This is a genomic window from Pseudomonas sp. BNK-15 (assembly GCF_047456105.1).
GTDB lineage: Bacteria > Pseudomonadota > Gammaproteobacteria > Pseudomonadales > Pseudomonadaceae > Aquipseudomonas > Aquipseudomonas putida_E.
Window position 1 is genome coordinate 4,763,286 of the sequence record NZ_CP179898.1, and the last position, 26,410, is coordinate 4,789,695.

Sequence of the window (26,410 nt, forward strand, 5' to 3'; positions counted from 1 at the left end):
GTCGCTCCTACGGATAAACGAAGGTGGAGAAATGCACTGCGCTTTGCGGGCCGGCGCTGACGATCCCTTCTAGGGGGCCGACGTGTTCGCTGCGCAAGGTGAGGTAGAGCGTGGCCACTCCATCCTTGCTGGTGCCCAACTGCAGCAACAGCGACTCGCCGTGAGAGAACGACTTCTGCGGTTGTGGTTGCAGCATTTCGATACTCGCTTCGCGCAGCAAGTCGCCCCCGAGCAGTATCATCACCGGCTGCCCGGCAATCCCGCGAACAGTGATGCGCACGTTTTCAGATGTACCGCTGCGGCTGAGCCGCTGATACGCCACTGCCACTCGCCCATCTGTACTCACGAGTTGGGCATCACTGAGCGGGCCATTGCCGAACAGCCCCGCAAGCGCCATCAGCACGATCAACACCAGCGCATACCAGCCGACCCGTTCGAAGCGCCACACGCGTTGCTGCATAGGCATGTCTTCCTCGACGGGATGACGCCTGGAAACGCGCTCATCGTCGTTCATGGTGGTGCCCTCACGCGCGCTCACCGCGAAGCCAGCGCTGGTGATAATGCGCCAGACGCGTCAACCCGTAGAGCGCCCCCTCACGCATGACATCGGCGCGCTCACCAAAAAACCGTTGGCTGCGGGTGAACACCGCCAATGGCTCACCCGCAAATGCCCAGGCGAAACAAAGGGTGCCAGGCGCGATACCGTCATGAGGTTCCGGCCCGCTGATGCCGGTGGTGGCGATAGCAACGGTCGCGTCGCTGTGCCCGAGCGCGCCCAAGGCCATTTCCCGAGCGACCGCTTCGCTGGTCAATCCGTAGCGCTCGATGGTTTTCGGGCTCACGCCGAGCAGGCGCTGCTTGGCACTGGGTGAGTAGACTACATAGCCGCTTTCCAGCACCTCTCCGGTCCCCGGTAACGTGGCCAGCAGGGCGATCATCGTGCCAGCCGTACAGGATTCGGCGGTAGTCAGCAGCAATTTGTGCGACTTGAGGTATTCAAGCGTTTCGGACAGGGGAGCGGTAGCCATTGCGCAGCTCTCGTTGCTGTTTTTCGGTGGACGTGCTGGATGCGATGTTGGTTCATTGCCGATGGCCTCCGCTTATCCCGACCGCACAACATCGCCTGAACTTTGCCACGCGCGATGGCTTCTTTTGAGTAAGGGCCGTGATGTACGCGAAGACGGTGCGGCCTGTTCCCCAAGCAGAGGAGAGGCGATCATGACCGAGCCTGTGACATATTTCTGGATTGCGGTGGCGGCGATCATCCTGCTGGTTGATCTATGGGCGATCGTCAGCGTGTTTCGTAGCGACAAGCCCGATGTGACGAAGGCAATGTGGGCGTTGCTGCTGCTGGCGCTGCCAGTTATCGGCCTGGCTATCTGGGGTGTTTTTGGGCCCCGGGGCATCAAGCGCGGTACGGGGCCATCGTCACCTGAACATAGCAAGGGATAGTCTGGATTTTCGACTAATGACTTGCACTCGCATTTCAATACTCGCTGGGTAAAACCTGCAGAATTTGAGAGATACTCAAGACGGCTATCGTGTCACTTAAGGATGGTCTGAAGTAGACCGCTATTTTTCGGCTATTGAGGCATCGGCGCTTTCGAGTAACGGCAGTCGTTCACAATTGATCAAGTCTGCTTCATGTTTCATGCTTTTAGGCTGCTGCGAGCGCCTCACAGCAGCCATTTGTCTCACTAAGGGCGCACCTCTCCTGCGCTGGAGAGCAAATGTCGTCGCGCCAGCCACCGGTTCGACAGGGCGAACAGTGTCACCATCTGGGCAGTGTTGTTCGCCAAGCCTCGGAAGCGCACTATTTAAAAACTGCATGAGGGGCAGATCAGGCGAACAGGCGTATTGCAACGCATTCGGAGTTTAACCGGAGTTTCACGGAAGGACATACGCTTATCACAATTTGATTGAGTACGTCGCGAGAACCCCCAGTTGGTACGGCATGGTCTATCATGAATCTACAGCAGTTTCTGACCAGAAATGGCTTGGCCATTGTGTTTAATGGGTATGTACGGAGATCATCGAATCCAGAGGCGTTTTACGATCGGCTGTGAGGAATGCTGTTCCAGCTTAAAACTGAAAAGGAGTTCTAAAAATGACTGTACGCTTTACAAATCGGCAGAGTGCTACCGAGCAGAGTCAACCCATACCTCTCACTATGAAAGCCCAAACAATCAGACCTGAGCGTTATGGGCAACCACAAAGTGCATTCGCGCTGGAAACGGTGCATGTACCGTCGCTCGCGGCAGATGAATGTCTGGTCAAGGTAATGGCTGCTGGCGTAAATTATATTGGTATTTGGGCGGCGCAAGGTCGGCCAATAGATGTTGTCGCACTTCAAGAAAAAAATGGAGAGAGCCATGGTTTCCATATTGCTGGCTCTGATGCATCGGGCATTGTGGTAGCGGTCGGCGCGGCGGTCGATGATGTGGTTGTCGGAGATGAAGTAGTACTGCACTGCGGTTGGTGGGACGAGGATGCCGTGTCAGATCAGATTATGGATATTTCGGCCAAAATCTGGGGGTATGAAATCAATTTTGGCGCCTTTGCCGAGTACACGCGGGTTAAGCGTCAATCGGTGTTGCCTAAGCCGAAGCATCTAAGTTGGGAACAGGCTGCGTCGTATATGCTTTGCGGTGCCACAGCCTATCGCATGCTCTATGGTTTTGAACCTCATACGCTCAAGGCTGGAGATGTCGTGCTGATCTGGGGGGGCAGCGGTGGTATGGGGTCGATGGCTATTCAATTAGTCAAGGCAGCCGGCGCAATACCTATCGTCGTCGTTAGCAGTGAACACAAGGCAAAATATTGTATGAGTATCGGAGCGAAGGGCACGATAAATCGCAAGGAATTTGCCCACTGGGGCGCTCTCGATAACATTGAAGACTCAGAGAACTACGCATTATGGCTGAGTGAAGCACGACGCTTTCAGGCAGAAATATGGCGACTCGTAGGTGAGCGCAGAAATCCAAACATTGTGATTGAGCACCCTGGTGAAGACACCTTTCCTACATCTACATTTGTCTGTGCTCCGGGTGGCATGGTTGTTATTTGCGCGGGCACCAGCGGATATAAAGGAACCTTTGATATACGTTATCAATGGATGCGGCAAAAAAGATTGCAGGGATCTCATTTTGCTAATCACCAGCAATGTGTGGAGCTCAATAGGCTGATCACGTCGAAGTCAATAAGCCCTTGCATGACTCGGACTTTTGACTTTGAGGAGTTGCCGGCCGCCCATCAAATAATATTGGATAATAGAGAGTCGGTTGGTACGTTCGTCATTCGAATTGGGAGTCGCTATTGTGACTAAAAAAACAGGGTCGCGCGGGAAGAGGTCCACGTCAGACCACATGTTATAGCTATTGAGAATGGTTCGCACTCCATTAGATGAAGCACTTTTACGCACCACGCGCGATGGGTTCTTTATTTTGCGGACAAAAGAAAGCCCGCTGCTAGGCGGGCAAGGTCTATCACACATAGGGGTAGCTTTAGGTTCGCTCGAGCCCTGTGAAATTTAAGTGAAAGAAAAGTCCCCGCAATGTGATGCCCGATAAACAACGGCTCGGTTCACAGGGCAGCTGAAGATGAGGCGATCAAATCACTGAAAACCTCATCCGGCACGCCAAACACCACTGTCACGCTGCTCTTCTTACAGTCACCTGCAGGCAAAGGCCTTTGCCCCGAAAGGTTTTGATCTCGACCGGCGCGTCCAATGTCTTCAGCAGCTTTCTCAGATAACAAATCTGCACGTCGATGATCTTGGTACCAGGATCGAACTGGTACCCCCAGATTTCTCTGTAAATCGTCGGTCTGCTCACGACATGCCCTTGGTTGCGCAAGAGCAATGTCAAAATCCGGCTGGGCGTAGCTTTGACGGGGAAGTGAAGCTGATTGAAGCTCACCACACGGCGGCTGACGTCCACCGTCAGCATCTTAGCTGGCGCCGTAAAGATTGGCAGACCATCGGCAAATCACGCTTCTTGCCCGAACAGCAGGGGAACATTACATGACGCACTCAGCCGCTGCATGTAACCGAGTACCTGTGCCGGAAATGCTATCTGTTGGACGATGGACAGCGATCGCAACACTGGCCAGAGGGTAATGTCGTTGATTCCAAGTGTCGCTCTATCTGCTACCAATGGCGCCAGTGCATCAAGCAGGGGTTGCATTTCAGCGGCCAGTTTCGGCGTTTGCTCCCGTAGCACCTCCAAGTCACCGAAGGCTTGCTCTTCCCGCCGGCGGTAAGCCTCTCTCGCGGCTGGCGTGGCGATCTCCGCAAACTGCCCGTTTACGAACCGCGGAATAAAAAGTTTGAGCGCTGTCGGCCAAGCTTCCTTGACCCATGCGTCGAGTGCGCGATCTTGTGGTGCGACCAGGGCGGTTGGGCCGATGCCGTCCAGATACCGAACAATGTCCAGGCTCTCGCCGATGTGACTGCCATCCTCCTTCTGCAGGATCGGCACGGCTTTCTTGCCGATCAGGCGGGTAGGTGTCTCAGCATCACCCTCCATGATGACTTCAAGCCTTACCGGAAGACGCTTGAGCCCAACGATCATGCGGGCGCGCGTACAGAAGGGGCAGTGTTCGTAGATATAAAGTTTCATCACGTCGATCCTCGCTCCTAGAGCCAATACCGAGGCGGGCACTCAGAACTGCACTGAGCGCGTCAGGCCGCCATCGACCAGAAGGTTGGTACCGGTTGTGAAACTTGCCGCGGGACTGGCCAGGAACACCACCGCTTTAGCGACCTCTTCCGGAGTAGCCATACGCCCCATCGGGTTTTCGGCCAGGCATTTGGCGAAGGTATCGGGTTGTTCTCGTTCGATATCTCCCCACACGCCTTCCGGGAAATACACATTGCCTGGAGAAACGGAGTTAACGCGGACGCCCTCATGGGCATGGCGCACCGAGAGGGTCTTGCCGTAGTGAAGCAAGGCTGCCTTCAGAACGCCATAGGGTTCTGCGAACATATCGACCTCGCGGCCCGAGACGCTCGAGATGAGCACGACCGCTGCCGCTTGTGATTGACGAAGAGCGGGCAGGGCGGCTTTGACCATCGTTGCACTGCCCAACAGGTCGGTGTCGAAGGCTCGCCGCCAGGTCTCCAGGTCATCACCCCCAGCCAAAGCACTGACGTTGGGCACGACGATATCCAGCCCGCCCATATGCTGCGCTGCTTCATTGACCCAGGCCCGAACATGCTCGGGCTGGGTAACATCCACCGCAGTGCCCCAAGCGCGCTCGCCAAACTCGAGCTGCGCGCTCTGAACGCCTGTTTGCCCCCGAGCACAGAATGCGACTTGGGCGCCTTCCTCGAGAAACAACTTCACGATAGCTCGGCCAATGCCCCGGGAGGCGCCGCTGACCAGCACCCGCTTACCCTGCAAGCCTAAATCCATGTTCAATCTCCTTTAACGATTTTGGCGAAGCGGGGCCTGAACAGGCCCCGCCTTGGCGATTACTTGCGCAGCTTGTATGCGATGATTTCGTCGCTGGTTCCGGTTTCCATGAAGGCATGCCCGGAAGCAGAGACAAGGACATACTGCTCACCGTCGACTTCATAGGAAATCGGGTTTGCCTGGGCACCCACCGTCAGCACGTCCTCCCACAGCACCTCACCGGTCGTAGTATCAATGGCACGGAACAGGTTATCGGTTGCCGCCCCGACGAACGTCAATCCACCCGCAGTCACCACAGTTCCGCCGTTGTTCGGCAAGCCGATGTTCAGCGGCAAATGCGATGGGATGCCGAATGGCCCGTTGCGGCGCGCGGTACCCAGCGGCTCGTCCCAAACGGTCTTGCCTGTGTCGAGGCTGATTGCGCGGATTCCACCATAGGGCGGTGCCGAGCATGGGACGCCGGTACCCCAGTTGCGCCAACCCGCATTCACGCTGATCGCGTATGGGGCGTTGACTTGCGGGTAGGTCGAGGCACCGCCTTCGCCTTTGCCTGACTTGCTGCCTGCTTTGTTCAAGGCGGTTTCATCGGGCTTCGGCGCGTAGATGGGTTTGAGCCCCATCTTGTCGGCCTGCTCGCGCGGTATCAGCTGGTTCAGGTTAGGAATGTCGTTGTAGTTGGCAATCAGCAGTCGGCGTACCGGGTCAATGGCTACCGACCCCCAATCCGACCCCCCGTTGTAGCCGGGGTACTGAATCCAGGGACGATCCACTGACGGTGGGGTCAGGTAGCCCTCGTAGTTGGCCTGACGGAACTGGATACGGCACATCAGTTGGTCAAGCGGCGAGAAGCCCCACATGTCCGCTTCTGTTTTCGGTGCCTTGCGCAGGGTGTGCCATTCGGAGGTAGGCTGGGTATCAGCCAAAAACGCCGGCTCCACCGATCCCCCTTTAGGCGCCTTGACCTCACCGATCGGAATCAGCGGCTCGCCGGTGGCACGATCCAGGATGTAGATGTCACCTTGCTTGGTCGGCAGCAACACCGCGGGTACCGGCTTACCGTCTTTGCCTGGGTAATCAAGCATCGTCGGCTGGCTGCCCAGATCATAATCCCACACATCGTGCCGGATGGTCTGGAAGTGCCAGACGTCCTTGCCGGTCTTCACGTCCACGGCCACCAGCGAGGTCGAATATTTGTTCTCGGCCTCACTGCGGTTGGAGCCGTAATAATCGATCGAGGAGTTGCTGATCGGCAGATAGACATAACCGAGCTGCTCATCGCCCACCGCCGCCGTCCACATGTTCGGCGTGCCGCGGGTGTAAGTGCTGCCTTCGGCAGGGCCATGGACATTGTCCGGGTTACCCAGGTCCCACGCCCAAGCCATTTTGCCGGTGACCGCATCGTAGCCACGAATCACGCCCGATGGAGCATCCTCATCCTGACCATCACGGATCTGCGCGCCGGTGACTACGACACCGTTCACGATGGTCGGCGGCGCGGTCACCGCGTACCAGCCAGGAACCTTTTTGCCCAAACCTTCCCAGAGATCGACAGTGCCGTTCTGGCCAAAGTCCTTGCAGGGCTCACCGGTGCCGAGGTCGACTGCTACCAGCCGGGCATCCAGGGTGGCCTCAACCACTCGGCTGCGGCACTGAGCCGTTTCGGGTAGCTGCGGTGCGGTATACACCGCCACGCCCCGGCAGGCTGCCGCGTGAGGAATGGCCTGATCCGGTACGCCCGGATCGTGACGCCAATTCTCTTTACCGGTTGCCGCATTGATCGAAATCAGGATGTTTTTGGCAGAGCACATCAGCAGATCGTTGCCGACCTTAACTGGCGTAGTTTCAGGAGAATAACGGCTCCCAGGATTCGGTAGATCCCGGGTGTGGTACACGAACGCACGCTCCAGGCGACCGACGTTCTCTGGAGTGATCTGCTTGAGGGGGCTGAAGCGCTGGGCGTTATGATCGCCCCCGTAGAATGGCCAGTCGCTTCCGACCTGGGGAATTTCCTGAGCCTTCGCGAACTGCATCTGGAGCGCGCAAGAAATCGCGAGGGCGAGGGCGCCCCCGTATTTGACGGATGTGAACATTACTAACCTCGTTACGCAGCAGTGCGGGTAGTGCGGCGTAGCGCCGGAGATACGATCAGGATCAAAAACAGGATGACGGTCATGGCCACCAGGCGTGGCACCAGGCCCCACCAGTTGAGGCCGACTTCCCAAAGCGCCCAGATCACCGTCAATACCCATATGAGAGCAAACAGGTAAAGGGCGCTGCGGCGTTGACGCCATATAAGGATGGCGCTCAGTACACAACCTGCACCTGTCAGGCCGTAATACCAGCTGCCACCTAGCGCGATCAGCCAGACCCCACCCCCGAACAGAGCCAGGCCAAATACTCCAAGGGTCAACGCCAGCAGAGCAATTGCCAGGCGCCATTTACTGCCGGTACGTAAGTCAGGCTGCGCCTGGAGCTTGCTGGGGGACACGCTACTACGTTGATTCATGACGCTACTGCTTCCTTCATTTACAAGTAATTCAAGCCATGGCCTGTCGACCAGGCGTGGCTATCCCGATCGGGCGACGGGTACAGAACATCGACAGGACGGCGCCAACAACCAACAGCGCGCCTACCACTACGAAAGCCAGGGCAAAGCTCCCCGAACCCGCCACCACGTAGCCGGTCACGATCGGAGCCAGCAGGCCAAAGAGATTGCCGACGGCAGTGATGAAGCCCGCGGCGGTGCCAACATCGTCTTCCGAGCGCACCAGATCGTTCACCAGTGAGAGGTTCAACGAGATCGCAGAAGCGCACGTCGCCAATGACAGCGTGATCACAAAAAGAATGGCCCAGGTGCTGTCGATCGCCGGTACCAGGAAGATCACCGAGGATGCGAGCAACACGCTGGCCACTACCAGGCGGCGTTGGCCCGTCTCGGCAGCGCCGGGGCGCATGGCCTTGTCACTCAGGCGGCCAATGACGATGGCAAGGATGGCCGCGCCCAGGTATGGGATGGCGGTATAAAGGCCACTCGACATAACCGTCAGGCCTTTCTCGGCCTGCAGGTAGCTCGGCAGCCAGGTGAGAAAGAAGTAGGTCGCGTAGACGGCACAGCCGTGCGAGAGCGCGATTGCCCACATGCTGCTCGAACGGGCTAAGCCCTTGAGGCCCAGCGATACCGATTTTTCCGGACCATCAGCGGATCGCGTGCCACCCTCGGCGATTTCAGCGCGCTCGACATCGTCCAACCAAGGCGCTTTTGACGGGTGGCTGTACCATTTCAACCAAGCCGCCAACCAGATGAAGCCCAATGCACCGGCAACGACGAAGGCGATGCGCCATCCGAAGGCGCTGATCAACCAGCCAAAACCGATGGCGCCGATGGCAGGGCCGACCAGGCTACCGCTATGGAATACAGCGGTGGCCAAACCACGTTCATTGAGCGGCATCCATTCACGAATGACCCGGGCGCCAGCGGGGTAGGTAGTCGCTTCGCCCATACCCATGATGAGCCGGCAACTGAGTAACGAGATGAAACCCGTCGACAATGCCGTGCAGGCTGTGGCCACCGACCAGACGCCGATGCCGTAGCCATTGACCTTTTTCGGGCCGAACCTGCCTACGAGATACCCCATGGGAATGAGTGCAAGAAAGTACAGCCAGACGAAGGACGAGAACAGATAGCCCATTGCGACCGGCGAGATATCGAATTCTTCCTTGAGAACTTTGGACGCCACCGAGAGCGAAACGCGGTCGACATAGTTGATCAATGTCAAAGTGAAGAGAAACGCGTAGATCCATACGCGTTTTTTCTTAAGAAAATGGTTGTCTTTTTGCATCGCCATCACCTTGTAGTTATTGGGACGATCCAGGGAAGAAAAGAGTGGTTTCCAGCTCGAAGGGCCACTCACTTCACTCGGGCAGCGTCTATCGCGAAGTGAGCGGGGGTCGCACTACACGAGCGTGCCGTCAGGCCAGCCAACGCTGAATGTTTGCAACCATGACGTCTTTGGATATGCCGTAGCGGTCATGCAGCGTTGGCAACGCCCCGGCATCGAGGAACTGATCTGGCAGCGCCACATGGCGAACTTCCGGTTGCACACGGGCTTGCAGCAAGGTCATGGCGATGGCTTCACCCAGGCCGCCAATCTGCGTGTGGTTTTCCGCAATCACCACCAACCGGCCTTCACGACGGCATTGTTCAATGATGGCCTGGACATCGAGTGGCTTGATTGTCGGCACGTGCAGGACAGCTGTGCCGATCTTGCTCTTGATCAGTTCATCAGCGACTTCCAGGGCACGCATGGTCATAAGGCCCGAGGAAATGATCAGCACATCATTGCCGTCTCGTAGCAAACGGGCTTTGCCGAGCTCAAATTTGTAGTCGTATTCGTCGAGTATCAGCGGTACGCGCCCGCGGGGGAGGCGCATGTAGACAGGGCCATCGTGCTCGGCTATTGCGGCAACGCACTGTTCAGTTTCCAGCGCATCACATGGGTCAATAACCATCATCTGAGGAATGGCTCGCATCATCGCCAGGTCTTCCGTGGCCTGGTGACTTGGGCCATAACCAGTCGTGAGCCCCGGCAGGGCCGCGCAGATCTTCACGTTCAGATTTTCTTCTGCGATCACCTGGTGGATGAAGTCATAGGCGCGACGGGTGGCAAACACCGCATAAGTGGTGGCGAAAGGTACAAAGCCCTCCTTGGCCATACCGCCCGCAGCAGCCATGAGCAGCTGTTCAGCCATACCCATCTGCAGGAAGCGCTCCGGGTAGCGCTGCGCAAAGATATGCATGTCAGTGTATTTGGCAAGATCTGCTGTCATGCCCACGACGCGTGGATTCTTCTGGCCTGCCTTCACCAAAGCATGGCCGAACGGGGCAGGGGTAGTACGCTGCCCTTCAGTGGCGATGGAGGCGATCATGGACGAGGTGGTGAGTTTCGGTTTTGCAGCGCAAGCGTTGGTCATTGTGGGCTCCGGGTCGCGTAGATCTCGTCGAGGTTGGCAAGTGCTTGCTGCCACTCTTCGGGCTCGACCCGGATGAAGTGGTTCTTGTCACGCTGCTCCAGGAAGGGCACGCCCTTACCCATCAGGGTGTCGAAGAGAATCACCCGAGGTTTATCACCGGGTACCGCCCGTGCGATATCGAAGGCAGAGATCACGGCCCGCAAGTCATTACCGTCGACACGTTGCACGTGCCAACCGAACGCCGCCCATTTGTCGATAAGCGGCTCGAACTGGAGGATGTCGTGGGACGGGCCGTCCGCTTGCTGGCGGTTGATGTCCACCAGGTTGATGAGGTTACCCAGCTTGTGATGCGAGGCCGACATGGCTGCCTCCCATACCGCACCCTCGTCCAGTTCGCCATCGGACATTGAGTTGTAGACGAACGCAGCGTTGCCCTTTAAGCGCAGGCCCAGCGCCTGGCCGACGGCAATGGCCAACCCCTGGCCGAGGGAGCCGCCAGAAATTTCCATGCCGGGTGTGTAGGTGGCCATGCCGGACATTGGCAAGCGGCTGTCGTCGCAGCCATAGGTTTCCAGCTCATCTTCCGGCAGAACCCCGGCTTCCAGCAGGGCGGCATACAGCGCGATCGCGTAGTGCCCATGGGAAAGCAGGAAACGGTCACGGCCTTCCCATTCAGGTTGATCTGCGCGGATGTTCATGGCGTGGCAGTAGGCAACAGCCAGTACGTCGGCCCAGCCCAGCGCCTGGCCGACATAACCTTGGCCCTGTACTTCACCCATGCGCAGGGCGAAACGTCGGATTCGCCAGGCATGGGTCGACATCCGGGCAAAGTGCTCATTGCGACTCTCGGTCATATTATTCTCCATTGGTGACCAGCGATCCGGGGCTACTGACGCAGCGAATTCATCAGTAACCAGCCGAATTGAGTTACCCCGAGATGATCATGTAAAAATAAAGGCTCGACAAAAGGTTTAAATTCGCCAGTCAATGATTTGGATTCATCAATGAAGATCTTTAAAAAGGTACCTCTCTCAGCCCTGAGGGTTTTCGAAGCGGCGGGGCGTACATGCTCTTTCGTGGAGGCAGCGAAAGAACTGGATCTCTCCTCAAGCGCAGTCAGCCATGCAATACGCAAACTGGAAGTTGCAGCAGGGGTATCGCTGTTCACCCGCAGTACGCGTCACACGGCGCTGACGTCTGAGGGCTCCATGCTGCTGGATCATGTTCAACGGGGCTTCGAGGAGATGAGCCGTGGGTTGGCGATTGCGACCAATGAGCCCGCAGTGCCGCTGCGCCTTCACGTTGCGCCGACGTTCGCCAGTCAGTGGTTGGTTCCTCGCCTGGCGGGCTTCCTGCACGGTCATCCCGGCATCGACCTGCGCATATCCGCCAGTACTGACTACGCGCGGTTCGACAACGATGATTTCGACCTGGATATCGTTTACGGCGAGCCCAGGCCTTCGTCACACGAAAAGACCCCGCTGCGGATCGAAGAGCTGACGCCGCTGTGCAGCCCTGAGGTTGCCAGGCATCTTCGTTCACCGCAGGACTTGTATTCGCTGTTCCTGATCCAGAGCGACGGGCAGTCAGTGCAGTGGAAAGGCTGGTTCGCGGCCAACGGCATGCAGCCACCGAAAAGCTACGGCTTGGCGTTCGATCGAAGCTCCATGAGTATTTCAGCGGCGGCTGGCGGCCTGGGGGTGGTGCTCGAATCTGACTTGTTAGCTGAGCAGGAGCTGGCCAGCGGTCAGCTGGTCAGCCCGCTTCGGCATGTCAGCAACAGCGTTCGCTACGTTGGCCATTATCTCGTGCATCCTCGGCGGCATCGACAACCGCATGCAGTGACTCAGTTCAAGCAATGGCTGTTCAAGGAGTTGGCTGTGCAGTGAAGAGGAGGGGCAGGCGAAGTCTTCTTCATCGATCTTGCGGTGAGCATCTGCTGTCCGCGCCAATGCTAAGCGGGTGTGCACCGTGAGTGGTAATGAAAACTTCCGGTGAGGGGTCAGCAAGCGAAGAGCGAACATACACGATTTAACATAATATGCATTATGCGCATCTTCGTATGGAGCTTCCGGGCCCGTGGTGGCCAGAATTGTAGCCAGGTGCACGGCCCCGGCTCGCCGCTGGTAACCAAATTCCCGTAAACCTGGACGAAATCCACGACCAATGTTTGCAACATCCGTGCGGCACGGCATGAAGCGCTTCAACTGATCGTGCACGTCACGGCGTTATCTACCACCACCAATCAATGATAGAAAGAACATAGATCCGCCCAACACAATCAGCCCCGCAGCGCAGCTATGCACAATGAAGGTGTCGTATGTAGGCCCCTTGGATTTCCACGGCCTGGCCCATCCGGCATAAACCAGCAAAAGGACGATCGCGATCAGTTCAGCTTGCGCAGTCATGAACCATACATTCGCAAACGCCATACCCGCTGATAACGATTTTTCGTGGCCCAGCAAAATAGTAAATAAGCTGGCTACACCGAGCGGCAACCAGATAGCTATCCCAGCGGCCACCAGCAGGCAACGCTGCCCGAGGTGTGTTAATCGATGTGCGGTGGTGCTCATTCCTTGATCTCCATAAGGTGGCCGCTTTCCCGGGCCATCAACTTCCATTTACCTAATGGGCGTTGTTTCAATTACCTTGGGTGTGTGATAACCATCAATCATTGCATAGTCGGAGTAGATCGCCCAACTGATTGACCTTAATCAGGTGGTGGCCAGGCCTGATTTGCACGGCGCCTACCCTTTACGATATTCTTTAAAGTTATAACTACACTAAATATTCATTTAGTTTAGTTATAAAAAGGGGCTGAGGGAGGATTGTAAAGCGCCTGCCCGACCTGTTTGCTCCAGTGCGCGATGAAAGTTGTGCCAAACTCCCTGTCAAGCATCCGCCTGCACTCTCCAAGGAACTTATGCCATGCGAGCAATGAAGGACCTTAGGCGCAACTTCGTCCGTGAGTTCTGGCGCGGACTGGCCATCGTCTGGCCAATCGTCTCGCTGTTACTGATATTCATGGCCCTGCTCGGCTGGGTTGTTGGGATGCGGGAAGGCTGGCCCTTGGGAGATGGCCTGTATTTTTCCTTCGTGACAGGTTTGACGATTGGGTATGGTGACTTGGTACCTAAAGATGGGTTGGCTCGTAGCCTGGCTGTTGTGATCGGAATGGCTGGCATCGTAATGACTGGATTAATCGTTGCGGTGGGCGTCCATGCGTTGCGCAAAGCACTGGAAGATCAAGGCATTCACTAACGGCCGTTGCCCGGCCGACTTTCACAGCAGTCAGCCAGCCGCTCTTGGTCCGGCAGGCTCAAGCGCCCTCCTCGCCTTTGGCCCTCAAGCCGCGATCCCCCCAACAGCATGGTTTTGATTGCACCGGCAATTGCGCCGCAGCCAACAAGCCAGGTCGCGCCCATGGGCAATGACCCATTGGTCGGTATTTTCAGGACGCAGGCTGATCATCCGTAGCTCAATCACACTCCAAACTGCATCTGACGCCAAGGAGAACCGTGATGAACCAACTAATGAAAATGGGTGGCGGTAATGTCCAGGATGACTGGCCTGAGCTGGATCCGGGCCAGCCTGACGATCGGGTGGACGACCCGGATGCTGACCCGAATGTCACCGACAATGAGGAAAATCGTCCAGGCGTACCAGCAAGCGATCCCGAGTCAGGCGCTTGACCTTAGGGAGCGGGCAAAAGCCCGCTCCTTTCCCCTCAACTGCTAATCGCAGAGTCACTGATCGGCTGGTTGGGTTTTCCCCCGGACAGCCGCCAACTCACTGCGGTAATCCCATAGCGCTCAGCCATTGGCCTGCTGACTTTCTTGATTTTTTCGCGACCGAACTTGGGAATGATGCCAATACCCGCATCACAACTGGCCCAGTGCCAGGCTTCGGTGTTGTCCATCCGCTCCATGCGGATGATGAAACTGCGTGGTTCGCCACGCAGTTGGTAGTCAATGATGTACAGCTGGGGGTTAGGCATCACGGGGCCCTCCTCTTCTCCATGGATGACTCATTCATTGAGTGATGCCCGCCAGGAAAGATTCAAAATAATTGTCCAACAATTCACCCCACACCACTCCCCTCAAGGCAACGGTTCGAGTGCAGCGCCAGGTACCAGGATCACCTTGCGGCAGCGCTCCTGCTGCTCATCGAACAGTTCGTAGCCTCGCGCGGCATCTTCCAGCGCCAGCCGGTGAGTGATGATCGCTTGCGGGTTGAGCCGGCCTGCCTCGATGTGTTCGAGCAACTCCGGCAGGTAGCGATGGACATGCGTCTGGCCCATGCGGAAAGTCAGGCCCTTGTCGAAGGCGTCGCCGAACAGGAAGCCGTGAATGAAACCGGCATAGACCCCCGGCACGCTTACCACGCCACCACGGCGAACCGCAGCGATGCTCTGGCGTAACGCCTTGCCGCTGCTACCTTCGAGTTTCAGGGCCGTCAGCACGGTTTCGGTGGTGCTGCCTTTGGCTTCGAAGCCCACGGCATCGATCACTGCATCGACGCCCCGCATGCCGCGCGTCTGGCGAATGATGGTGTCGGCAGGATCGTCGTCGTGGGCAAAGTCGATAGGAATTACGCCGTAGGCCTGATGAGCATAATCCAGGCGATAGCCGCACTCATCGACCATGAAAATCTGCTCTACCCCCAGCATTCTTGCACAGGCCGCCGACAGCAGCCCGACCGGCCCTGCGCCATAGATGGCCAGCGAAGCGCCCTGTCCGACCTCTGCGTTGAGCACCGCCTGCCAGGCGGTGGGCAGGATATCGGAAAGGAACAGCAGCTGATCATCGGCCAGGTGCCCCGGTACCTTGAACGGCCCGGTGTTGCCTTTGGGAACGCGTACGTAGTCGGCCTGGCCACCTGGCACCCCACCATACAGGTGGCTGTAGCCGAACAAGGCTGCACCCGGCGGGATGACTTTCTTGTTGAGAATCGCCCCGTGGCCCGTATTGGTGGTTTCACAGGCCGCGAACAGCTGGTGCTGGCAGAAGAAGCAGCCGCCGCACGCGATCACGAACGGGATCACCACCCGGTCACCGGGGCGTACGGCTGTCACTGCGCTACCAACGTCTTCGACGATCCCCATGAACTCGTGGCCGAGTATATCGCCCGTCTCGACCAAAGGGATCTTGCCACGATAAAGGTGCAAGTCCGAGCCGCAGATGGCCGTGGCGGTCACACGCAGAAGGATATCGTCATCTTCCTGCAGGTCCGGTTCTGGCACGTTGTCGACACGGACATCGCCAGCGCCGTGATAGGTCAATGCGCGCATGCTTGAGTCTCCCTAAGAGGACATCGGACGAGGCCGACAGGCCTCGGCTAACGCGACTGTTCAATTCGGCTGGCGGCCTCCACCATGGCTGTTCTGCCCGCCCTTGCGGCCAGCTTGCGAGGCGCGCTCTCTATCATTGGCAAAGTTGCCGCCCGACGCCTGCCCGCCCTTCTGGCCTGCACGGGAGGCCCGTTCACGGTCATTGGCAAAATTGCCGGGGTTGGTTTCCTTGGTGCCGCCACGTTGTCCAGTCCGCTCTTGATCACGAGCCATGTCGTTTCTCCTTGCGATGGAATGGTTGGACGCATGAATCTTTGCCATGCCCTTTTTCCGAACCGCCGATGCGCAGGAATGCTCAATTCAATCGCGGGCAGGCGACCGGTGGCACGAAACACCGCCCGGAGAAATGTTTGCGCGCTCCCTTCTTGCCGGTGCTGCGAGCCTTACGCATGCACACTCCACTGTGTCACTTGCGCCTCGATCGGCATTTCATCGATGGCATGGATCAGGCCGCTCTTCAGTGCCTCCTGAGGATCCAGTATTCGCGGATAAGCCATCAGGTAGCGTTGAACGTCCAGTGCTTCGGCGCTGCCAGCGGTTCTTTCAGTGACGATCTGGGCATACAGCCGCAAATCATAATCCAGGCTCATCGCATACTCGGCCATGCGCGCATGGTCCACTGCGCCATGCAGGGTCCAGTGAAACGGGTGAAACAGGAACTTGCTCATGGCGCAGGCGGTACGGTGCTCGCCCGCCAGAAACAGGATGTTGCCCATCGATTCGACGGTGCCGAGGTTGTGCGTGTGCACAGGTACAGGCAAGGCACGCAGGAAGTTGTACAAGGTAAACCCATAGCTGCATTCGCCGCCCATCGTGGCGATGTTCAACTGAAGCACATCGCCCCCCTGCTGCATCACCTTGGAGCAGGTACTGATCAGGTTGCCGCAGGTGGATGAGTTGATCGGGCCGGTGAAGTGAATGATGTGTCGGGCCATGTTTGCCTCCAGGTTAGCGGGTCATTCCCGTGTGCCGAACAAGCCTCCCATTGCGCCATCGCAACGTATTCGTCAGGTCTGCTTTTCGGTGGAAACGTGCGCGGGTGCAAAGTTCCCAGGACAGAGCCAGCCACCACTGGTCAACCATCCTGAACCGTTTGTGATCGCTGCGTGTCGCTAATGAAGGGACAGCAATGAGGACCACAGTGTGAGCGAGATCCGCATCGGCATATCCGGATGGCGCTATGGCCCCTGGCGCAAGGACTTCTACCCCAAGGGCCTGCGGCAGGACGATGAATTGGCATTTGCCTCGCGCGCCGTCAACAGCATAGAAATAAACGGGTCGTTCTACAGCCTGCAGACACCGGAACGCTATGAGCGCTGGCGGGACGATACGCCGGAAGACTTCGTCTTTTCAGTCAAAGGGCCCCGCTATATCACGCATGGCCGGCGCCTCAATGACATCGAAGAGCCGCTGGCGAATTTCTTTGCATCGGGCCTTTTGTTGCTGGGGGACAAGCTGGGGCCGATTCTGTGGCAGTTCCCGCCGAACATGAAATTCGATGAGGATCGTTTCGAGCGGTTCCTCGCGCTATTACCTCACGACCGCGAGGCGGCGCACGCCTGTGCCCGCAACTGCGCTGAGCGTTTACGGGGTAATGGCGGCACTGCCATCGAAGGCAATGCACGTATGCGCCACGCAGTAGAGATTCGTAATGAGAGCTTTTTGTGCGAGGCGTTCGTGCGCATGCTGCGCAAGTACCGGGTGGCGCTAGTAGTCGCCGACAGCGCGGGAAAGTGGCCCTCTGTCGAGGATGTAACCGCTGATTTCGTCTACCTGCGTCTGCACGGGGATGTCGAGCTTTACAGCAGCGGGTATACCGCCCGCGCCTTGCGCCGCTGGAAGCAGCGGATCGAATGCTGGAGTCGCGGCGACCAGCCGAACGATGCCCACCTGATAGTCGATCAGCCGCCACCCCGGCGTGCGTCACGGGATGTGTATTGCTATTTCGACAACGACCAGAAGGTACATGCACCTTACGACGCACGCCGTCTTCTGGACAAACTGGATCTGAACGGCCACTTGGTGACAGAACCGGGTGTGACACCGCAGGTGCAATTGTGAACAAGACACTGCAAACACCCGCCAGCATCATCGACCAGGCCACCGCGGTACATCGTCTCAATGTATTGACGATCAACGTGCACAAAGGCTTCACCGCGCTGAACCGGCGTTTCATCCTGCCCGAGTTGCGCGAGGCGGTTCGAGCCACCGATGCCGATCTTGTGTTCCTGCAGGAGGTGCACGGCAGCCATGAGCACCATGCCGTGCACCATCCCGCGTGGCCCGAAACCCCGCAGTATGAATTTCTCGCCGACAGCATGTGGCCGCAGTTCGCCTATGGCCGCAATGCCATTTACCCGCATGGCGATCATGGCAACGCGCTGCTCTCGAAATTCCCTATCGCCGAGCACCGCAACCTCGATGTATCGATCCATGGCAACGAACAGCGCGGCTTGCTGCACTGTCGCCTGGAGGTGCCGGGCCACGAATCGGTTCATGCAGTCTGCGTGCATCTAGGGTTGCGTGAAGCCCATCGGCAGCGCCAGGTAAGCCTGCTGTTCGACTTGCTCGACAGCTTGCCCGCCGATGCACCGGTGATTGTCGCCGGGGACTTCAACGACTGGCGCTTGAAGGCCGACGCTGTGCTCTCGCAACGCCTGGTAGAAGCGTTCGGTGAGCACTTTGGTAGCCCGGCCCGCAGTTTCCCCGCGCGCCTGCCGCTGCTGCGGCTGGACCGTATCTACTTGCGCAATGCCAAACCGGGCAAGGCGCAAGTGTTGTCCCATTATCCCTGGTCGCATTTGTCTGACCATGCCCCATTGGCTGCGGAGATCAACCTGTGAACAAACCTTGGGTGGATGGCAACAGTGTCGAGCTGTTGATCAATGGCGAAGGCTTTTACCCCCGCGTGTTCGAGGCCATGGCTCAGGCGCGCGAAGAAATCCTGCTTGAAACGTTCATCATCTTCGACGACAAGGTCGGCCAGCAGCTGCAACGGGTGCTGATCGATGCGGCGCGCCGCGGCGTGCGGGTGGAACTGGCGGTGGATGGTTACGGCACAGCCGATCTGCCGGATGCCTTCATTTCGGCGATGACCGAAGCGGGTGTGCGGTTTCACGCCTTCGACCCGCAACCACGGGTAGCCGGCATGCGGACCAACCTGTTCCGCCGCCTGCACCGCAAGATCGTGGTGGTGGATGGCGAACGGGCATTCGTTGGCGGGATCAACTACAGCGCCGATCACCTGGGCGATTATGGCCCGATGGCCAAGCAGGACTACGCGGTGGAGGTTCGTGGCCCGGTGGTCGCGCAGGTGCACGCTTCCAGCCGACGGCTGATGGCCCCGGTCCTCGAACCGCCCAGTCAGGTACAGCCGCTCACCCAGCCCGCAGGCCAAGTAAGCGCCGTGCTGGTCGAGCGGGACAACACGCGCCACCGTAGCGATATCGAGGCCTGTTACCTGCAGGCCGTGCGTACTGCCCGTCAGCGCATCGTGGTTGCCAATGCTTATTTCTTCCCCGGTTACCGCCTGTTGCGCGAGTTACGCAATGCAGCGCGCCGTGGTGTGCAGGTAACCCTGATCCTGCAGGGCCAGCCGGACATGCGCTGGGTACGTGCGCTGTCAAGACTGTTGTACAACTACCTGTTGCGCGACGGCGTGCATATTCACGAATACTGCCAGCGCCCTCTGCACGGCAAAGTGGCGTTGGTGGACGATGAATGGTCGACAGTGGGCTCCAGCAACCTCGACCCGCTGAGCCTGTCGTTCAACCTTGAGGCCAACCTGCTGATACGTGATCGGGCGTTCAACCAGCACCTGTACCAACACTTGGCCTCGCTTGCCAGTGACCAATGCAAGGCGGTGACGCTGGAGCGGATGATCCGCGGCTACTGGTGGCGGGCGCCGCTGATTTTCATCGGCTTTCACCTGACCCGCTACTTTCCGCGCATTGCCGGCTGGTTCCCGGCGCACCGCCAACGCCTGAAATCTGTCCAGCCTGAAGCGCAGGCCCAGGGCGACCTTCACGAGGGCAATACCTGATGAAGCACAAAGCCTGGCATACCTGGGGCAAGCGCCTGCTGACCCTGCTGTTCATCGTGCTGATACCGGCGCTGCTGTACATGCTGGCGCGCAACCTTGACTGGAATGAGGTTCGCCAGTCACTGGTCGCCTACAAGCCAAGCACCCTGATCATCGGCTTGGGCCTGGCGCTGTGCAGCTACCTGACATTCGCCGGCTACGACCTGCTGGCCCGCGCCTATACCGGCCACCACCTGCCAGCGCGGCAAGTGCTGCCGGTGGCCTTCGTCTGCTATGCCTTCAACCTGAACTTCACCACCTGGGTCGGCGGCGTTGCCTTGCGTTACCGGTTATACGGACGGCTGAGCCTGGACACGGGGACCATCACCAAGATCCTGACCCTGGGGCTGCTGACCAACTGGATGGGCTACATGCTGCTTGCCGGTACGGTGTTCGCCCTGCGCCTGGTCAAGTTGCCGGAAAACTGGGCAGTGGGCGTAACCGGGCTGCAGATGATCGGTTTTCTGCTGCTGGGTGTGGCACTGGCCTATCTGCTGGCCTGCGGTTTTGCCAAGCGTCGTACATGGCGGGTGCGCGAGCATGAAATCACCCTGCCCTCGCTGCGCCTGGCGCTGTGCCAGGTGGCGCTGGGGGCCAGCAACTGGGCATTGATGGCAGCACTGATTTACTGGCTGCTGCCCGGTGACCTGTTCTACCCCTCTATTCTCGGCATCTTGCTGATCAGTTGCGTGGCTGGAGTCGTCGCCCACATTCCGGCCGGGCTGGGTGTGCTCGAAGCCGTGTTTCTTGCGCTGCTGCACGGCCAACTGGGCCAGGGCAGCCTGGTGGCGGCGCTGCTGGGCTACCGCACCCTTTACTACCTGATCCCGTTGCTGCTGGCGGTGATTACCTACCTGATACTGGAAAAACGCGCCCGCGCTATGCGCCAACGCGGTGAAGCGACATTACGCAAGACCTGAACACGGGCCCAAGGCCCGGGAGGTGGCACATGCGTTTATCTCTGCTGATGGTGGTGCTGGGCAGCCTGGCCAGCACGCAGGTACTGGCCGACGCGTGCGAGGTGATGACCCGCTCCGCCAGTGAAGCGGTCAAGCCAGTAGAAGGCCGGACCTGCTACAGCTACAGCAACATGCCGGCTGAAGCGATCAATTGGTCGTGCAGCAATGAGAGCAAGGAGATGCTCAGCACCGAGAAGCACAAGGTCCCGCGCTGCGCCGATGGCAGTGTGGGCAGCTGCATCGCGCCGTTGACCCAGGAGACCCTTGCCAACCCGAAATCGGCAGGGCGCGACGAGCCCTCCACACGCCCGACGCTGCCCAAGGACGCTCAGGTAATCACGTATTACTACGACACTCCCAGCCTCGGCCAGGCCCGTACCGACTGCGAGCGCAATAACGGGATCTGGCAGACGCATTGAGGCCCAGGCCTGCCGCGCCCCGGGAGCCGGCATTGCCAGCTCCCGGGGCGCGTGCTGCAGCAGATATCAAGCTGTTCAAAGGGTCAGGGGGAAATCGGGTCGCTGGCCGGGAAGGTTTCATCCAGGGCATTGTCGACCTTGTTTTCATCGGGCTGAGCCGCTTCACCGCACTTGCAATCAGTCATGCGGCACGGCTCACCATTGCGGTGCCCTGATGCACAAGCCTCACAGCAATAGGCTTTGTCATTCTGCATGCGGGCATTCTCGTCCACCGTGCAAGAACAGTTCGCACACGCACATCGTCGCTCATTCGTGGTCATTTCCTCGGCTCGTTATCAACCACTTCATCAGTCCAGGGTTCACCGTCCAGCGGAGCGGACCGTGCCAGCTCAGCTTCGTCCAGGCCAATGCCACCACCGATCTCCTGCTCATCGACCTCACGCAGGCTCTCGTCCGCTGGGCCGTCGTCATCGCCCGGTTCGTAAGGGTCGCGCGCGCCAGTTTCATCCAGCAGGGTGCCGGGGCTAAGGTCATCGTCGGTGACGTTGTCTTCCTGCACGCTGTCCGTCAGTGTCTCACCGCCGGTCATGCCGCCTTCTGCGACGCGCCGCGCAGGGAACTCCTTCGCTACTTCAGCCGCCGGGCGTTCATCCCCTATGCGCCCCTCGGGGCGGTCGTTGAAGTCCAGCTCGTGCACGCTGCCCATGCGGTCCTCGGTGTCATCGATTTCGCTGGGGGTATAGGGGTGGCGATCATCGGGTCGGCTCATTTGGGCTCTCCATCAGGGGTGTGTCCGGTCGACTGTGAGTGGCCCTGGAAAATTCAGAGTTTTTTCGCCCGCCAGCGTGCAATCGATTTTTTGAACTACCGCCCGGCCCGCTGCCTCCCAAATGAGAGACCGCGACCCCTGGGAGCCTTAGATGACGGCCAAGCCCCTGCAGGAATATGAGCGCAAGCGCGACTTCAATGCCACACCCGAGCCCAGTGGCAAGCGCGGCCGTGCAAAACGTAATCATGCCCTGCAGTTCTGCATTCAGAAGCACGACGCCAGCCACCTGCATTACGACTTCCGTCTGGAACTGAACGGTACGCTGAAAAGCTGGGCCATCCCTAAAGGGCCCTCCCTGGACCCCAAGGTGCGACGTCTGGCGGTGCACGTAGAGGATCACCCGCTCGACTACGCCGATTTCGAAGGCAATATCCCGCAGGGTCACTATGGCGCCGGCGATGTGATCGTCTGGGACCGTGGCATCTGGGAGCCAGAGGGTGACGCAAACCAGGCCTATGCCAAGGGCAAGCTGCGCTTTCGCTTGCAAGGGGAGAAGCTGAGCGGCGTGTGGAACCTGTTCCGCACCCGCATGGCAGGCAAGAAAGAGCAGTGGATGCTGGTCAAGTCCCACGATGCTCAGGCACGCAGCGAGGCCGACTACAGCATCGTTGAAGCTCAGCCTGACAGCGTGATCAGCGATCGCACGCTGGTGCCGCGAAGCAGTGCCAGCGCCAAACCTGTGCAACCGCCCAAGCGCAAGCGGGCCGGCGCGGGCAAGAAAGCGACCTTGCCCGGGCAACTGCAACCGCAGCTTGCGACGCTGGTCGATTCACCCCCCGCTGGGGACTGGCGCTATGAAGTCAAGTTCGACGGTTATCGCGTGCTCGCTCGTATTGAAGGCGACGACGTGCGGCTGTTCACCCGCAACGGCCATGACTGGAGCCACAAAATGCCAAGGCAAGTGGCTGCGCTTCGCGCTTTAGGCCTGGACAGCGCCTGGCTTGATGGCGAGATGGTCGTCAACGGCGAGGACGGGGTGGCCGACTTCCAGGCGTTACAGAATGCCTTCGACACCGCCCACGACGAGCGGATCGTCTATTACCTGTTTGACCTTCTTTTCCTGGGTGGCCAGGACCTGCGCGAGCGGCCCCTGGAAGACCGGCGCAAAGCATTGGGTGAACTGCTTGAGCATGACCAGTCCGAGGTTCTGGAGTTTTCTGCCGACTTCGAGCAACCGGTGGAGTCGCTGCTCGACAGCGCCTGCCGCCTGCAGCTCGAAGGGTTGATCGGCAAGCGCGCCGGTAGTCCCTATACGGGCCGGCGCAGCGCGGACTGGATCAAGCTCAAGTGCAAACAGCGCCAGGAGTTCGTCATCGTCGGGTTCACCGACCCCAAGGGGAGCCGCAGCGGCTTCGGTGCCCTGTTGCTCGCCCTGCATGACCCGGACACCGGTGAGCTCCGTTATGCCGGCAAGGTCGGGACCGGCTTCAGCGCCACCACACTCGACAGTATCCATGCGCGCCTCAAACCCCTGGAAATCGGCAAACCCGCCCTGCCCCGGCCACCCACCGGAGCTGAAGCCCGAGGAGTTCATTGGCTCAAGCCGAAACTGATGGCAGAAGTTGCGTATGCGCAAATGACCCGGGACGGCGTGGTTCGCCATTCGGTCTTCCATGGGCTGCGCGACGATAAACCTGCCAGCGCCATCGACCTGGAGCGTGCCATGCCTGCCAAGACCGTGCCCAAAGCCAAGCGTGCCAAAGCTACAGAAGGCCTGGGCGACCTGCGCCTGACGCATCCGGAGCGCATCATCGACGCCAGCATTGGCGCCACCAAGCGCCAGATTGCCGAATACTACGCAGGCGTCAGTCAGTGGATCCTGCCGCAACTCAAGGACCGCCCGGTGGCGCTGGTAAGGGCGCCGGAAGGCCTCGATGGCGAGCTGTTCTTCCAGAAGAACGCCGGCCAGTTGCATATCGCCAATGTGCTCAGTTACGACAAGGCCGAAGCCGGCCAGGCGGCGATGGTCATCAATCGCCCTGATACGTTGCTCGGTGCCGTGCAGATGAACATGCTCGAGCTGCACACCTGGAATGCCACCGACAAGGACTTCGACAAGCCCGACCGTTTTGTGCTCGACCTTGACCCGGACCCGGCACTGCCCTGGAAGGCCATGCTCGAAGCCACTCAGCTCGCCCTCACGCTGCTCGACGAACTGGGCCTCAAAGTGTTCCTCAAGACCAGCGGCGGCAAAGGCATGCACTTGGTGGTGCCATTGACCCGCCGTGCGGGGTGGGACGAGGTGAAAGACTTCAGCCATGCCGTAGTCAATTACCTGGCCAAGCTGTTCCCCGACCGGCTCAGCGCGGTGTCCGGGCCAAAGAACCGGGTTGGGCGGATCTTCATCGATTACCTGCGCAACGGTAAAGGTGCGACCACTGCCTGCGCTTACTCCCTGCGTGCCCGGGAAGGCCTGCCGGTGTCGGTGCCGGTCTGGCGCGAAGAACTCGGCCAGCTCAAGGGCGCCAACCAGTGGCACATCGGCAACCTGCACGAACGCTTGGCCGAGGTCGATGACCCGTGGGCGGACATGGGCAAAACCCGACAGTCGATCACAGCGCGCATGCGCAAACAGATGGGGATGACATGAGCATCATTCAGGATTTTGACCTGAACACACTCGACAGCCTGTTGCGTACGTTCAGCGAGCGCCCGCAGCCTTTGAACCTGGACACCAAGCTTTCGCAACTGATGCAGGCGCTGTTGGCGGACCATCTCGACCTGCTCCCGCTGCCGGGCCAAGGGCATACCTTGCAGCGTTGGCAGACCTTGGCGCGCATTGCCGGCTGCGACCTTGCACTGGCCAAAGTGTACGAAGGCCATACCGACGCGCTGGCGATTCTGGCTGAATGCGGCGCTGCTCACCTGGTGGGGGATGCTGTATGGGGCGTGTGGGCCGCAGAGCCCCCTGAAGCGCGGGCGCGAATCATTGCCCGTGACGGCGACCAGGTGCACCTTGCCGGTAGCAAGGCCTGGTGCTCAGGTGCCTTGCAGATCGACCGTGCGCTGATCACCGCTTGGGCTGAAGATGACCAGCCGCAACTGGTGGCGATCGAACTGGCCCACCCCACCCAGGGCTTGCAGGTCGATCACTGGCAAGCAGTGGGTATGGCCACGACCGCCAGCATTGAAATCACCTTTGAGGGTTCGCCTGGGATCGCCGTAGGCCAGCCAGGGCAGTACCTTTCACGCCCCGGTTTCTGGCACGGCGGTGCGGGGATCGCTGCCTGCTGGTACGGCGCCGCAGAGGCGCTGGCCGATTATTTACGTGAACGTTGCCGCAAAGCACGCCCCGATCCGCACGCCCAGGCGCACCTGGGGGCAGTGGATGCGGCTTTGTACGGTGCCCGTGCAGCACTGCGTGAATGTGCTGCGTGGATAGATCGCCAGCCCAGCGCCGACGCCAGCTTTGAGGTACGCCGTGTGCGTGCCCAGGTAGAGCATGCTGTGGAGCAGGTGATCCACCATGTGGGGCGTGCGTTGGGCGCAACGCCGTTCTGTCGCAGCAGCCATTTTGCACGGCTAAGCGCCGACCTCCCGGTCTTCATGCGCCAAAGCCATGCTGAACGCGACCTGGCCGAACTTGGCCAACAGCTGGCCCAGGTGCCGGCAGGAGCCTGGCAACTATGAGTGAGAACCTGATCAAGGCCAGTGAAGGCAGGCCGTGGGCCGCGTGGCAGCAGTCTGCACACCTGGCGCGGGCGAGCTGGATCACGCCGGACCAGTTGCTACCCGCAGGCCGGCGCTTGGTATTGCTGGCTCCGCACCCCGATGACGAAATCCTCATGGCCGGCGGACTGTTGGCAGGGCTGCACGGCCGCGAGCAGGACGTGCTGCTGATTTCCGCTACCGATGGTGAAGGGAGCCACCCTGAATCCGCGACCTGGACCGAACACCGCCTGCGCCGCCAACGGCCACTTGAAAGCCGGCACGCCCTGCAACAGCTGGACCTGGACCTCAACCGGCTGGACTGGCGGCGCCTGCACCTCAAAGACGGTGCGCTGCCACGAGACGAAGCGTTTCTGCTCAATCACCTTAACCAACTGCTCGAGCCGGATGACGTGCTGATGACGACCTGGCGCGGCGACGGCCACTGCGACCACGAAGCGCTTGGCCGGGCGGCAGCGCAAGCCGCCCTGGCGCGCCAGGTGCAATTGGTGGAAGTGCCCGTGTGGGCCTGGCATTGGGCTCAGCCTGACGACCCGCGCCTGCCCTGGTCGCGGGCGCATCGCATTGCGCTGGATGAAACACGGGTTGCGCGCAAGCGTCTGGCCTTGGCGGCGTATCACAGCCAGCTGGAGCCCGACCAGGGGCGTGCGCCGGTACTGCCCGCCCACCTGCTCGATTGCCTGCTGCAACCCTTCGAACTGGTGTTCCTGTAAAGGAG

At 59.4% G+C, this 26,410-nt stretch carries 30 protein-coding genes and 1 pseudogene; 13 read left to right on the forward strand and 18 right to left on the reverse strand.

Features of this window, described 5'->3' with window-relative positions; translation table 11 throughout:
• Positions 1 to 7 precede the first annotated feature (7 nt).
• Together ACMGF5_RS21800 and ACMGF5_RS21805 are read right to left on the reverse strand one after the other, a co-directional pair.
• On the reverse strand, positions 8 to 514 hold the full coding sequence (locus ACMGF5_RS21800; protein ID WP_119689159.1) for a hypothetical protein: 507 nt from the start codon (positions 512 to 514) through the stop codon (positions 8 to 10).
• 10 nt (positions 515 to 524) lie between these two features.
• On the reverse strand, positions 525 to 1,028 hold the full coding sequence (locus tag ACMGF5_RS21805) for a CinA family protein (protein WP_046786311.1): 504 nt from the start codon (positions 1,026 to 1,028) through the stop codon (positions 525 to 527).
• Positions 1,029 to 1,218: 190 nt separating this feature from the next.
• Between ACMGF5_RS21805 and ACMGF5_RS21810 the strand changes: the two genes are divergently transcribed.
• Entirely contained in the window at positions 1,219 to 1,452 is a 234-nt protein-coding gene (locus ACMGF5_RS21810; protein ID WP_119689024.1) for a PLDc N-terminal domain-containing protein, read from the forward strand.
• Positions 1,453 to 1,697: 245 nt separating this feature from the next.
• Here the strand turns inward: ACMGF5_RS21810 and ACMGF5_RS21815 are convergent.
• A pseudogene (locus ACMGF5_RS21815) lies at positions 1,698 to 1,814 on the reverse strand (IS5/IS1182 family transposase); the annotation flags it as partial.
• A 293-nt stretch (positions 1,815 to 2,107) separates the two neighbouring features.
• On the opposite strand from ACMGF5_RS21815, the gene ccrA reads away from it, so the two are divergent.
• Positions 2,108 to 3,325: a crotonyl-CoA carboxylase/reductase gene (gene ccrA, locus ACMGF5_RS21820; RefSeq protein ID WP_119689025.1), complete on the forward strand. Its 1,218-nt coding sequence runs from the start codon at positions 2,108 to 2,110 to the stop codon at positions 3,323 to 3,325.
• Between the two features lie 325 nt (positions 3,326 to 3,650).
• On the opposite strand, the gene ACMGF5_RS21825 is transcribed toward ccrA, so the two are convergent.
• The 8 genes from ACMGF5_RS21825 to ACMGF5_RS21860 are packed head-to-tail and all read right to left on the reverse strand — an operon-like array spanning position 3,651 to position 11,239.
• Positions 3,651 to 3,947 carry a winged helix-turn-helix domain-containing protein gene (locus ACMGF5_RS21825; protein ID WP_115274898.1) on the reverse strand — a complete coding sequence of 99 codons (297 nt, stop codon included), beginning with the start codon at positions 3,945 to 3,947 and terminating at the stop codon, positions 3,651 to 3,653.
• 39 nt (positions 3,948 to 3,986) lie between these two features.
• Complete coding sequence (gene grxB / locus ACMGF5_RS21830; RefSeq protein ID WP_119689027.1) at positions 3,987 to 4,619, reverse strand: glutaredoxin 2; 633 nt, start codon at positions 4,617 to 4,619, stop codon at positions 3,987 to 3,989.
• Positions 4,620 to 4,661: 42 nt separating this feature from the next.
• On the reverse strand, positions 4,662 to 5,414 hold the full coding sequence (locus tag ACMGF5_RS21835) for an SDR family oxidoreductase (RefSeq protein ID WP_119689028.1): 753 nt from the start codon (positions 5,412 to 5,414) through the stop codon (positions 4,662 to 4,664).
• A gap of 59 nt (positions 5,415 to 5,473) precedes the next feature.
• Complete coding sequence (locus tag ACMGF5_RS21840; protein WP_119689029.1) at positions 5,474 to 7,504, reverse strand: pyrroloquinoline quinone-dependent dehydrogenase; 2,031 nt, start codon at positions 7,502 to 7,504, stop codon at positions 5,474 to 5,476.
• A gap of 11 nt (positions 7,505 to 7,515) precedes the next feature.
• Positions 7,516 to 7,920 carry a glucose dehydrogenase gene (locus ACMGF5_RS21845; RefSeq protein WP_052750433.1) on the reverse strand — a complete coding sequence of 135 codons (405 nt, stop codon included), beginning with the start codon at positions 7,918 to 7,920 and terminating at the stop codon, positions 7,516 to 7,518.
• Between the two features lie 31 nt (positions 7,921 to 7,951).
• The gene (locus ACMGF5_RS21850; RefSeq protein WP_346640671.1) at positions 7,952 to 9,325 is read right to left on the reverse strand and encodes an MFS transporter; all 1,374 of its coding nucleotides are present in this window, start codon (positions 9,323 to 9,325) and stop codon (positions 7,952 to 7,954) included.
• Between the two features lie 58 nt (positions 9,326 to 9,383).
• Complete coding sequence (locus ACMGF5_RS21855) at positions 9,384 to 10,385, reverse strand: transketolase family protein (RefSeq protein WP_115274892.1); 1,002 nt, start codon at positions 10,383 to 10,385, stop codon at positions 9,384 to 9,386.
• On the reverse strand, positions 10,382 to 11,239 hold the full coding sequence (locus ACMGF5_RS21860) for a transketolase (RefSeq protein WP_046786304.1): 858 nt from the start codon (positions 11,237 to 11,239) through the stop codon (positions 10,382 to 10,384). The genes ACMGF5_RS21855 and ACMGF5_RS21860 overlap by 4 nt, the downstream gene beginning before the upstream one ends.
• Positions 11,240 to 11,389: 150 nt before the next feature.
• On the opposite strand from ACMGF5_RS21860, the gene ACMGF5_RS21865 reads away from it, so the two are divergent.
• On the forward strand, positions 11,390 to 12,274 hold the full coding sequence (locus tag ACMGF5_RS21865) for a LysR substrate-binding domain-containing protein (protein ID WP_012314469.1): 885 nt from the start codon (positions 11,390 to 11,392) through the stop codon (positions 12,272 to 12,274).
• Positions 12,275 to 12,613: 339 nt separating this feature from the next.
• Here the strand turns inward: ACMGF5_RS21865 and ACMGF5_RS21870 are convergent, their stop codons facing one another.
• Positions 12,614 to 12,958 carry a hypothetical protein gene (locus ACMGF5_RS21870; protein WP_115274799.1) on the reverse strand — a complete coding sequence of 115 codons (345 nt, stop codon included), beginning with the start codon at positions 12,956 to 12,958 and terminating at the stop codon, positions 12,614 to 12,616.
• A 355-nt stretch (positions 12,959 to 13,313) separates the two neighbouring features.
• On the opposite strand from ACMGF5_RS21870, the gene ACMGF5_RS21875 reads away from it, so the two are divergent.
• On the forward strand, positions 13,314 to 13,646 hold the full coding sequence (locus ACMGF5_RS21875) for a potassium channel family protein (protein ID WP_204917966.1): 333 nt from the start codon (positions 13,314 to 13,316) through the stop codon (positions 13,644 to 13,646).
• A gap of 260 nt (positions 13,647 to 13,906) precedes the next feature.
• Entirely contained in the window at positions 13,907 to 14,077 is a 171-nt protein-coding gene (locus ACMGF5_RS21880; RefSeq protein WP_187306350.1) for a hypothetical protein, read from the forward strand.
• A 35-nt stretch (positions 14,078 to 14,112) separates the two neighbouring features.
• On the opposite strand, the gene ACMGF5_RS21885 is transcribed toward ACMGF5_RS21880, so the two are convergent.
• The 4 genes from ACMGF5_RS21885 to ACMGF5_RS21900 all read right to left on the reverse strand — a co-directional run bounded on the left by ACMGF5_RS21885 (position 14,113) and on the right by ACMGF5_RS21900 (position 16,670).
• Positions 14,113 to 14,382, reverse strand: a complete 270-nt coding sequence (locus tag ACMGF5_RS21885) for a DUF6555 family protein (RefSeq protein WP_115274798.1) — start codon at positions 14,380 to 14,382, stop codon at positions 14,113 to 14,115.
• Positions 14,383 to 14,484: 102 nt separating this feature from the next.
• Positions 14,485 to 15,675 (reverse strand): zinc-dependent alcohol dehydrogenase, encoded by a 1,191-nt coding sequence (locus tag ACMGF5_RS21890; RefSeq protein ID WP_119687026.1) that lies wholly within the window; start codon positions 15,673 to 15,675, stop codon positions 14,485 to 14,487.
• 60 nt (positions 15,676 to 15,735) lie between these two features.
• On the reverse strand, positions 15,736 to 15,948 hold the full coding sequence (locus ACMGF5_RS21895; protein WP_046786214.1) for a general stress protein: 213 nt from the start codon (positions 15,946 to 15,948) through the stop codon (positions 15,736 to 15,738).
• Positions 15,949 to 16,118: 170 nt separating this feature from the next.
• Entirely contained in the window at positions 16,119 to 16,670 is a 552-nt protein-coding gene (locus tag ACMGF5_RS21900; protein WP_046786213.1) for an ATP-dependent Clp protease proteolytic subunit, read from the reverse strand.
• A 208-nt stretch (positions 16,671 to 16,878) separates the two neighbouring features.
• Here ACMGF5_RS21900 and ACMGF5_RS21905 point away from each other — a divergent pair, with 208 nt between their 5' ends.
• Genes ACMGF5_RS21905 through ACMGF5_RS21925 form a run of 5 tightly spaced genes read left to right on the forward strand, consistent with a single transcriptional unit; the run spans position 16,879 to position 21,194 of the window.
• Positions 16,879 to 17,796 (forward strand): DUF72 domain-containing protein, encoded by a 918-nt coding sequence (locus ACMGF5_RS21905; protein ID WP_196996323.1) that lies wholly within the window; start codon positions 16,879 to 16,881, stop codon positions 17,794 to 17,796.
• A complete protein-coding gene (locus ACMGF5_RS21910; RefSeq protein ID WP_204917970.1) occupies positions 17,793 to 18,578 on the forward strand; it encodes an endonuclease/exonuclease/phosphatase family protein in 786 nt (261 codons plus the stop codon). The genes ACMGF5_RS21905 and ACMGF5_RS21910 overlap by 4 nt, the downstream gene beginning before the upstream one ends.
• Positions 18,575 to 19,777 carry a cardiolipin synthase ClsB gene (gene clsB / locus ACMGF5_RS21915; RefSeq protein WP_174141196.1) on the forward strand — a complete coding sequence of 401 codons (1,203 nt, stop codon included), beginning with the start codon at positions 18,575 to 18,577 and terminating at the stop codon, positions 19,775 to 19,777. Before ACMGF5_RS21910 ends, clsB begins: the two co-directional genes overlap by 4 nt.
• Positions 19,777 to 20,736: a lysylphosphatidylglycerol synthase domain-containing protein gene (locus ACMGF5_RS21920; RefSeq protein WP_414157204.1), complete on the forward strand. Its 960-nt coding sequence runs from the start codon at positions 19,777 to 19,779 to the stop codon at positions 20,734 to 20,736. Before clsB ends, ACMGF5_RS21920 begins: the two co-directional genes overlap by 1 nt.
• A gap of 29 nt (positions 20,737 to 20,765) precedes the next feature.
• Positions 20,766 to 21,194 (forward strand): hypothetical protein, encoded by a 429-nt coding sequence (locus tag ACMGF5_RS21925; RefSeq protein ID WP_046786208.1) that lies wholly within the window; start codon positions 20,766 to 20,768, stop codon positions 21,192 to 21,194.
• 83 nt (positions 21,195 to 21,277) lie between these two features.
• On the opposite strand, the gene ACMGF5_RS21930 is transcribed toward ACMGF5_RS21925, so the two are convergent.
• Together ACMGF5_RS21930 and ACMGF5_RS21935 are read right to left on the reverse strand one after the other, a co-directional pair.
• A complete protein-coding gene (locus ACMGF5_RS21930; RefSeq protein ID WP_414157205.1) occupies positions 21,278 to 21,514 on the reverse strand; it encodes a metallothionein in 237 nt (78 codons plus the stop codon).
• Positions 21,511 to 21,963, reverse strand: a complete 453-nt coding sequence (locus ACMGF5_RS21935; protein ID WP_367903783.1) for a phosphotransferase system, HPr-related protein — start codon at positions 21,961 to 21,963, stop codon at positions 21,511 to 21,513. Before ACMGF5_RS21935 ends, ACMGF5_RS21930 begins: the two co-directional genes overlap by 4 nt.
• Before the next feature lie 151 nt (positions 21,964 to 22,114).
• Between ACMGF5_RS21935 and ligD the strand changes: the two genes are divergently transcribed.
• Genes ligD through ACMGF5_RS21950 form a run of 3 tightly spaced genes read left to right on the forward strand, consistent with a single transcriptional unit; the run spans position 22,115 to position 26,405 of the window.
• Positions 22,115 to 24,613 (forward strand): DNA ligase D, encoded by a 2,499-nt coding sequence (gene ligD / locus ACMGF5_RS21940; RefSeq protein ID WP_414157206.1) that lies wholly within the window; start codon positions 22,115 to 22,117, stop codon positions 24,611 to 24,613.
• Positions 24,610 to 25,653: an acyl-CoA dehydrogenase gene (locus tag ACMGF5_RS21945; protein ID WP_414157207.1), complete on the forward strand. Its 1,044-nt coding sequence runs from the start codon at positions 24,610 to 24,612 to the stop codon at positions 25,651 to 25,653. The genes ligD and ACMGF5_RS21945 overlap by 4 nt, the downstream gene beginning before the upstream one ends.
• Positions 25,650 to 26,405 carry a PIG-L deacetylase family protein gene (locus ACMGF5_RS21950; RefSeq protein WP_414157208.1) on the forward strand — a complete coding sequence of 252 codons (756 nt, stop codon included), beginning with the start codon at positions 25,650 to 25,652 and terminating at the stop codon, positions 26,403 to 26,405. Before ACMGF5_RS21945 ends, ACMGF5_RS21950 begins: the two co-directional genes overlap by 4 nt.
• Positions 26,406 to 26,410: the final 5 nt, after the last annotated feature.

Excerpts from the sequence above, each read along its gene's own strand:
- ACMGF5_RS21800 (WP_119689159.1), bottom strand. The coding sequence starts at position 514 with ATGAACGACGATGAGCGCGTTTCCAGGCGTCATCCCGTCGAGGAAGAC.
- ACMGF5_RS21805 (WP_046786311.1), bottom strand. The coding sequence starts at position 1,028 with ATGGCTACCGCTCCCCTGTCCGAAACGCTTGAATACCTCAAGTCGCAC.
- ACMGF5_RS21810 (WP_119689024.1), top strand. The coding sequence starts at position 1,219 with ATGACCGAGCCTGTGACATATTTCTGGATTGCGGTGGCGGCGATCATC.
- ccrA (WP_119689025.1), top strand. The coding sequence starts at position 2,108 with ATGACTGTACGCTTTACAAATCGGCAGAGTGCTACCGAGCAGAGTCAA.
- ACMGF5_RS21825 (WP_115274898.1), bottom strand. The coding sequence starts at position 3,947 with ATGCTGACGGTGGACGTCAGCCGCCGTGTGGTGAGCTTCAATCAGCTT.
- grxB (WP_119689027.1), bottom strand. The coding sequence starts at position 4,619 with ATGAAACTTTATATCTACGAACACTGCCCCTTCTGTACGCGCGCCCGC.
- ACMGF5_RS21835 (WP_119689028.1), bottom strand. The coding sequence starts at position 5,414 with ATGGATTTAGGCTTGCAGGGTAAGCGGGTGCTGGTCAGCGGCGCCTCC.
- ACMGF5_RS21840 (WP_119689029.1), bottom strand. The coding sequence starts at position 7,504 with ATGTTCACATCCGTCAAATACGGGGGCGCCCTCGCCCTCGCGATTTCT.
- ACMGF5_RS21845 (WP_052750433.1), bottom strand. The coding sequence starts at position 7,920 with ATGAATCAACGTAGTAGCGTGTCCCCCAGCAAGCTCCAGGCGCAGCCT.
- ACMGF5_RS21855 (WP_115274892.1), bottom strand. The coding sequence starts at position 10,385 with ATGACCAACGCTTGCGCTGCAAAACCGAAACTCACCACCTCGTCCATG.
- ACMGF5_RS21860 (WP_046786304.1), bottom strand. The coding sequence starts at position 11,239 with ATGACCGAGAGTCGCAATGAGCACTTTGCCCGGATGTCGACCCATGCC.
- ACMGF5_RS21865 (WP_012314469.1), top strand. The coding sequence starts at position 11,390 with ATGAAGATCTTTAAAAAGGTACCTCTCTCAGCCCTGAGGGTTTTCGAA.
- ACMGF5_RS21870 (WP_115274799.1), bottom strand. The coding sequence starts at position 12,958 with ATGAGCACCACCGCACATCGATTAACACACCTCGGGCAGCGTTGCCTG.
- ACMGF5_RS21875 (WP_204917966.1), top strand. The coding sequence starts at position 13,314 with ATGCGAGCAATGAAGGACCTTAGGCGCAACTTCGTCCGTGAGTTCTGG.
- ACMGF5_RS21880 (WP_187306350.1), top strand. The coding sequence starts at position 13,907 with ATGAACCAACTAATGAAAATGGGTGGCGGTAATGTCCAGGATGACTGG.
- ACMGF5_RS21885 (WP_115274798.1), bottom strand. The coding sequence starts at position 14,382 with ATGCCTAACCCCCAGCTGTACATCATTGACTACCAACTGCGTGGCGAA.
- ACMGF5_RS21890 (WP_119687026.1), bottom strand. The coding sequence starts at position 15,675 with ATGCGCGCATTGACCTATCACGGCGCTGGCGATGTCCGTGTCGACAAC.
- ACMGF5_RS21895 (WP_046786214.1), bottom strand. The coding sequence starts at position 15,948 with ATGGCTCGTGATCAAGAGCGGACTGGACAACGTGGCGGCACCAAGGAA.
- ACMGF5_RS21900 (WP_046786213.1), bottom strand. The coding sequence starts at position 16,670 with ATGGCCCGACACATCATTCACTTCACCGGCCCGATCAACTCATCCACC.
- ACMGF5_RS21920 (WP_414157204.1), top strand. The coding sequence starts at position 19,777 with ATGAAGCACAAAGCCTGGCATACCTGGGGCAAGCGCCTGCTGACCCTG.
- ACMGF5_RS21925 (WP_046786208.1), top strand. The coding sequence starts at position 20,766 with ATGCGTTTATCTCTGCTGATGGTGGTGCTGGGCAGCCTGGCCAGCACG.
- ACMGF5_RS21930 (WP_414157205.1), bottom strand. The coding sequence starts at position 21,514 with ATGACCACGAATGAGCGACGATGTGCGTGTGCGAACTGTTCTTGCACG.
- ACMGF5_RS21935 (WP_367903783.1), bottom strand. The coding sequence starts at position 21,963 with ATGAGCCGACCCGATGATCGCCACCCCTATACCCCCAGCGAAATCGAT.
- ligD (WP_414157206.1), top strand. The coding sequence starts at position 22,115 with ATGACGGCCAAGCCCCTGCAGGAATATGAGCGCAAGCGCGACTTCAAT.
- ACMGF5_RS21945 (WP_414157207.1), top strand. The coding sequence starts at position 24,610 with ATGAGCATCATTCAGGATTTTGACCTGAACACACTCGACAGCCTGTTG.
- ACMGF5_RS21950 (WP_414157208.1), top strand. The coding sequence starts at position 25,650 with ATGAGTGAGAACCTGATCAAGGCCAGTGAAGGCAGGCCGTGGGCCGCG.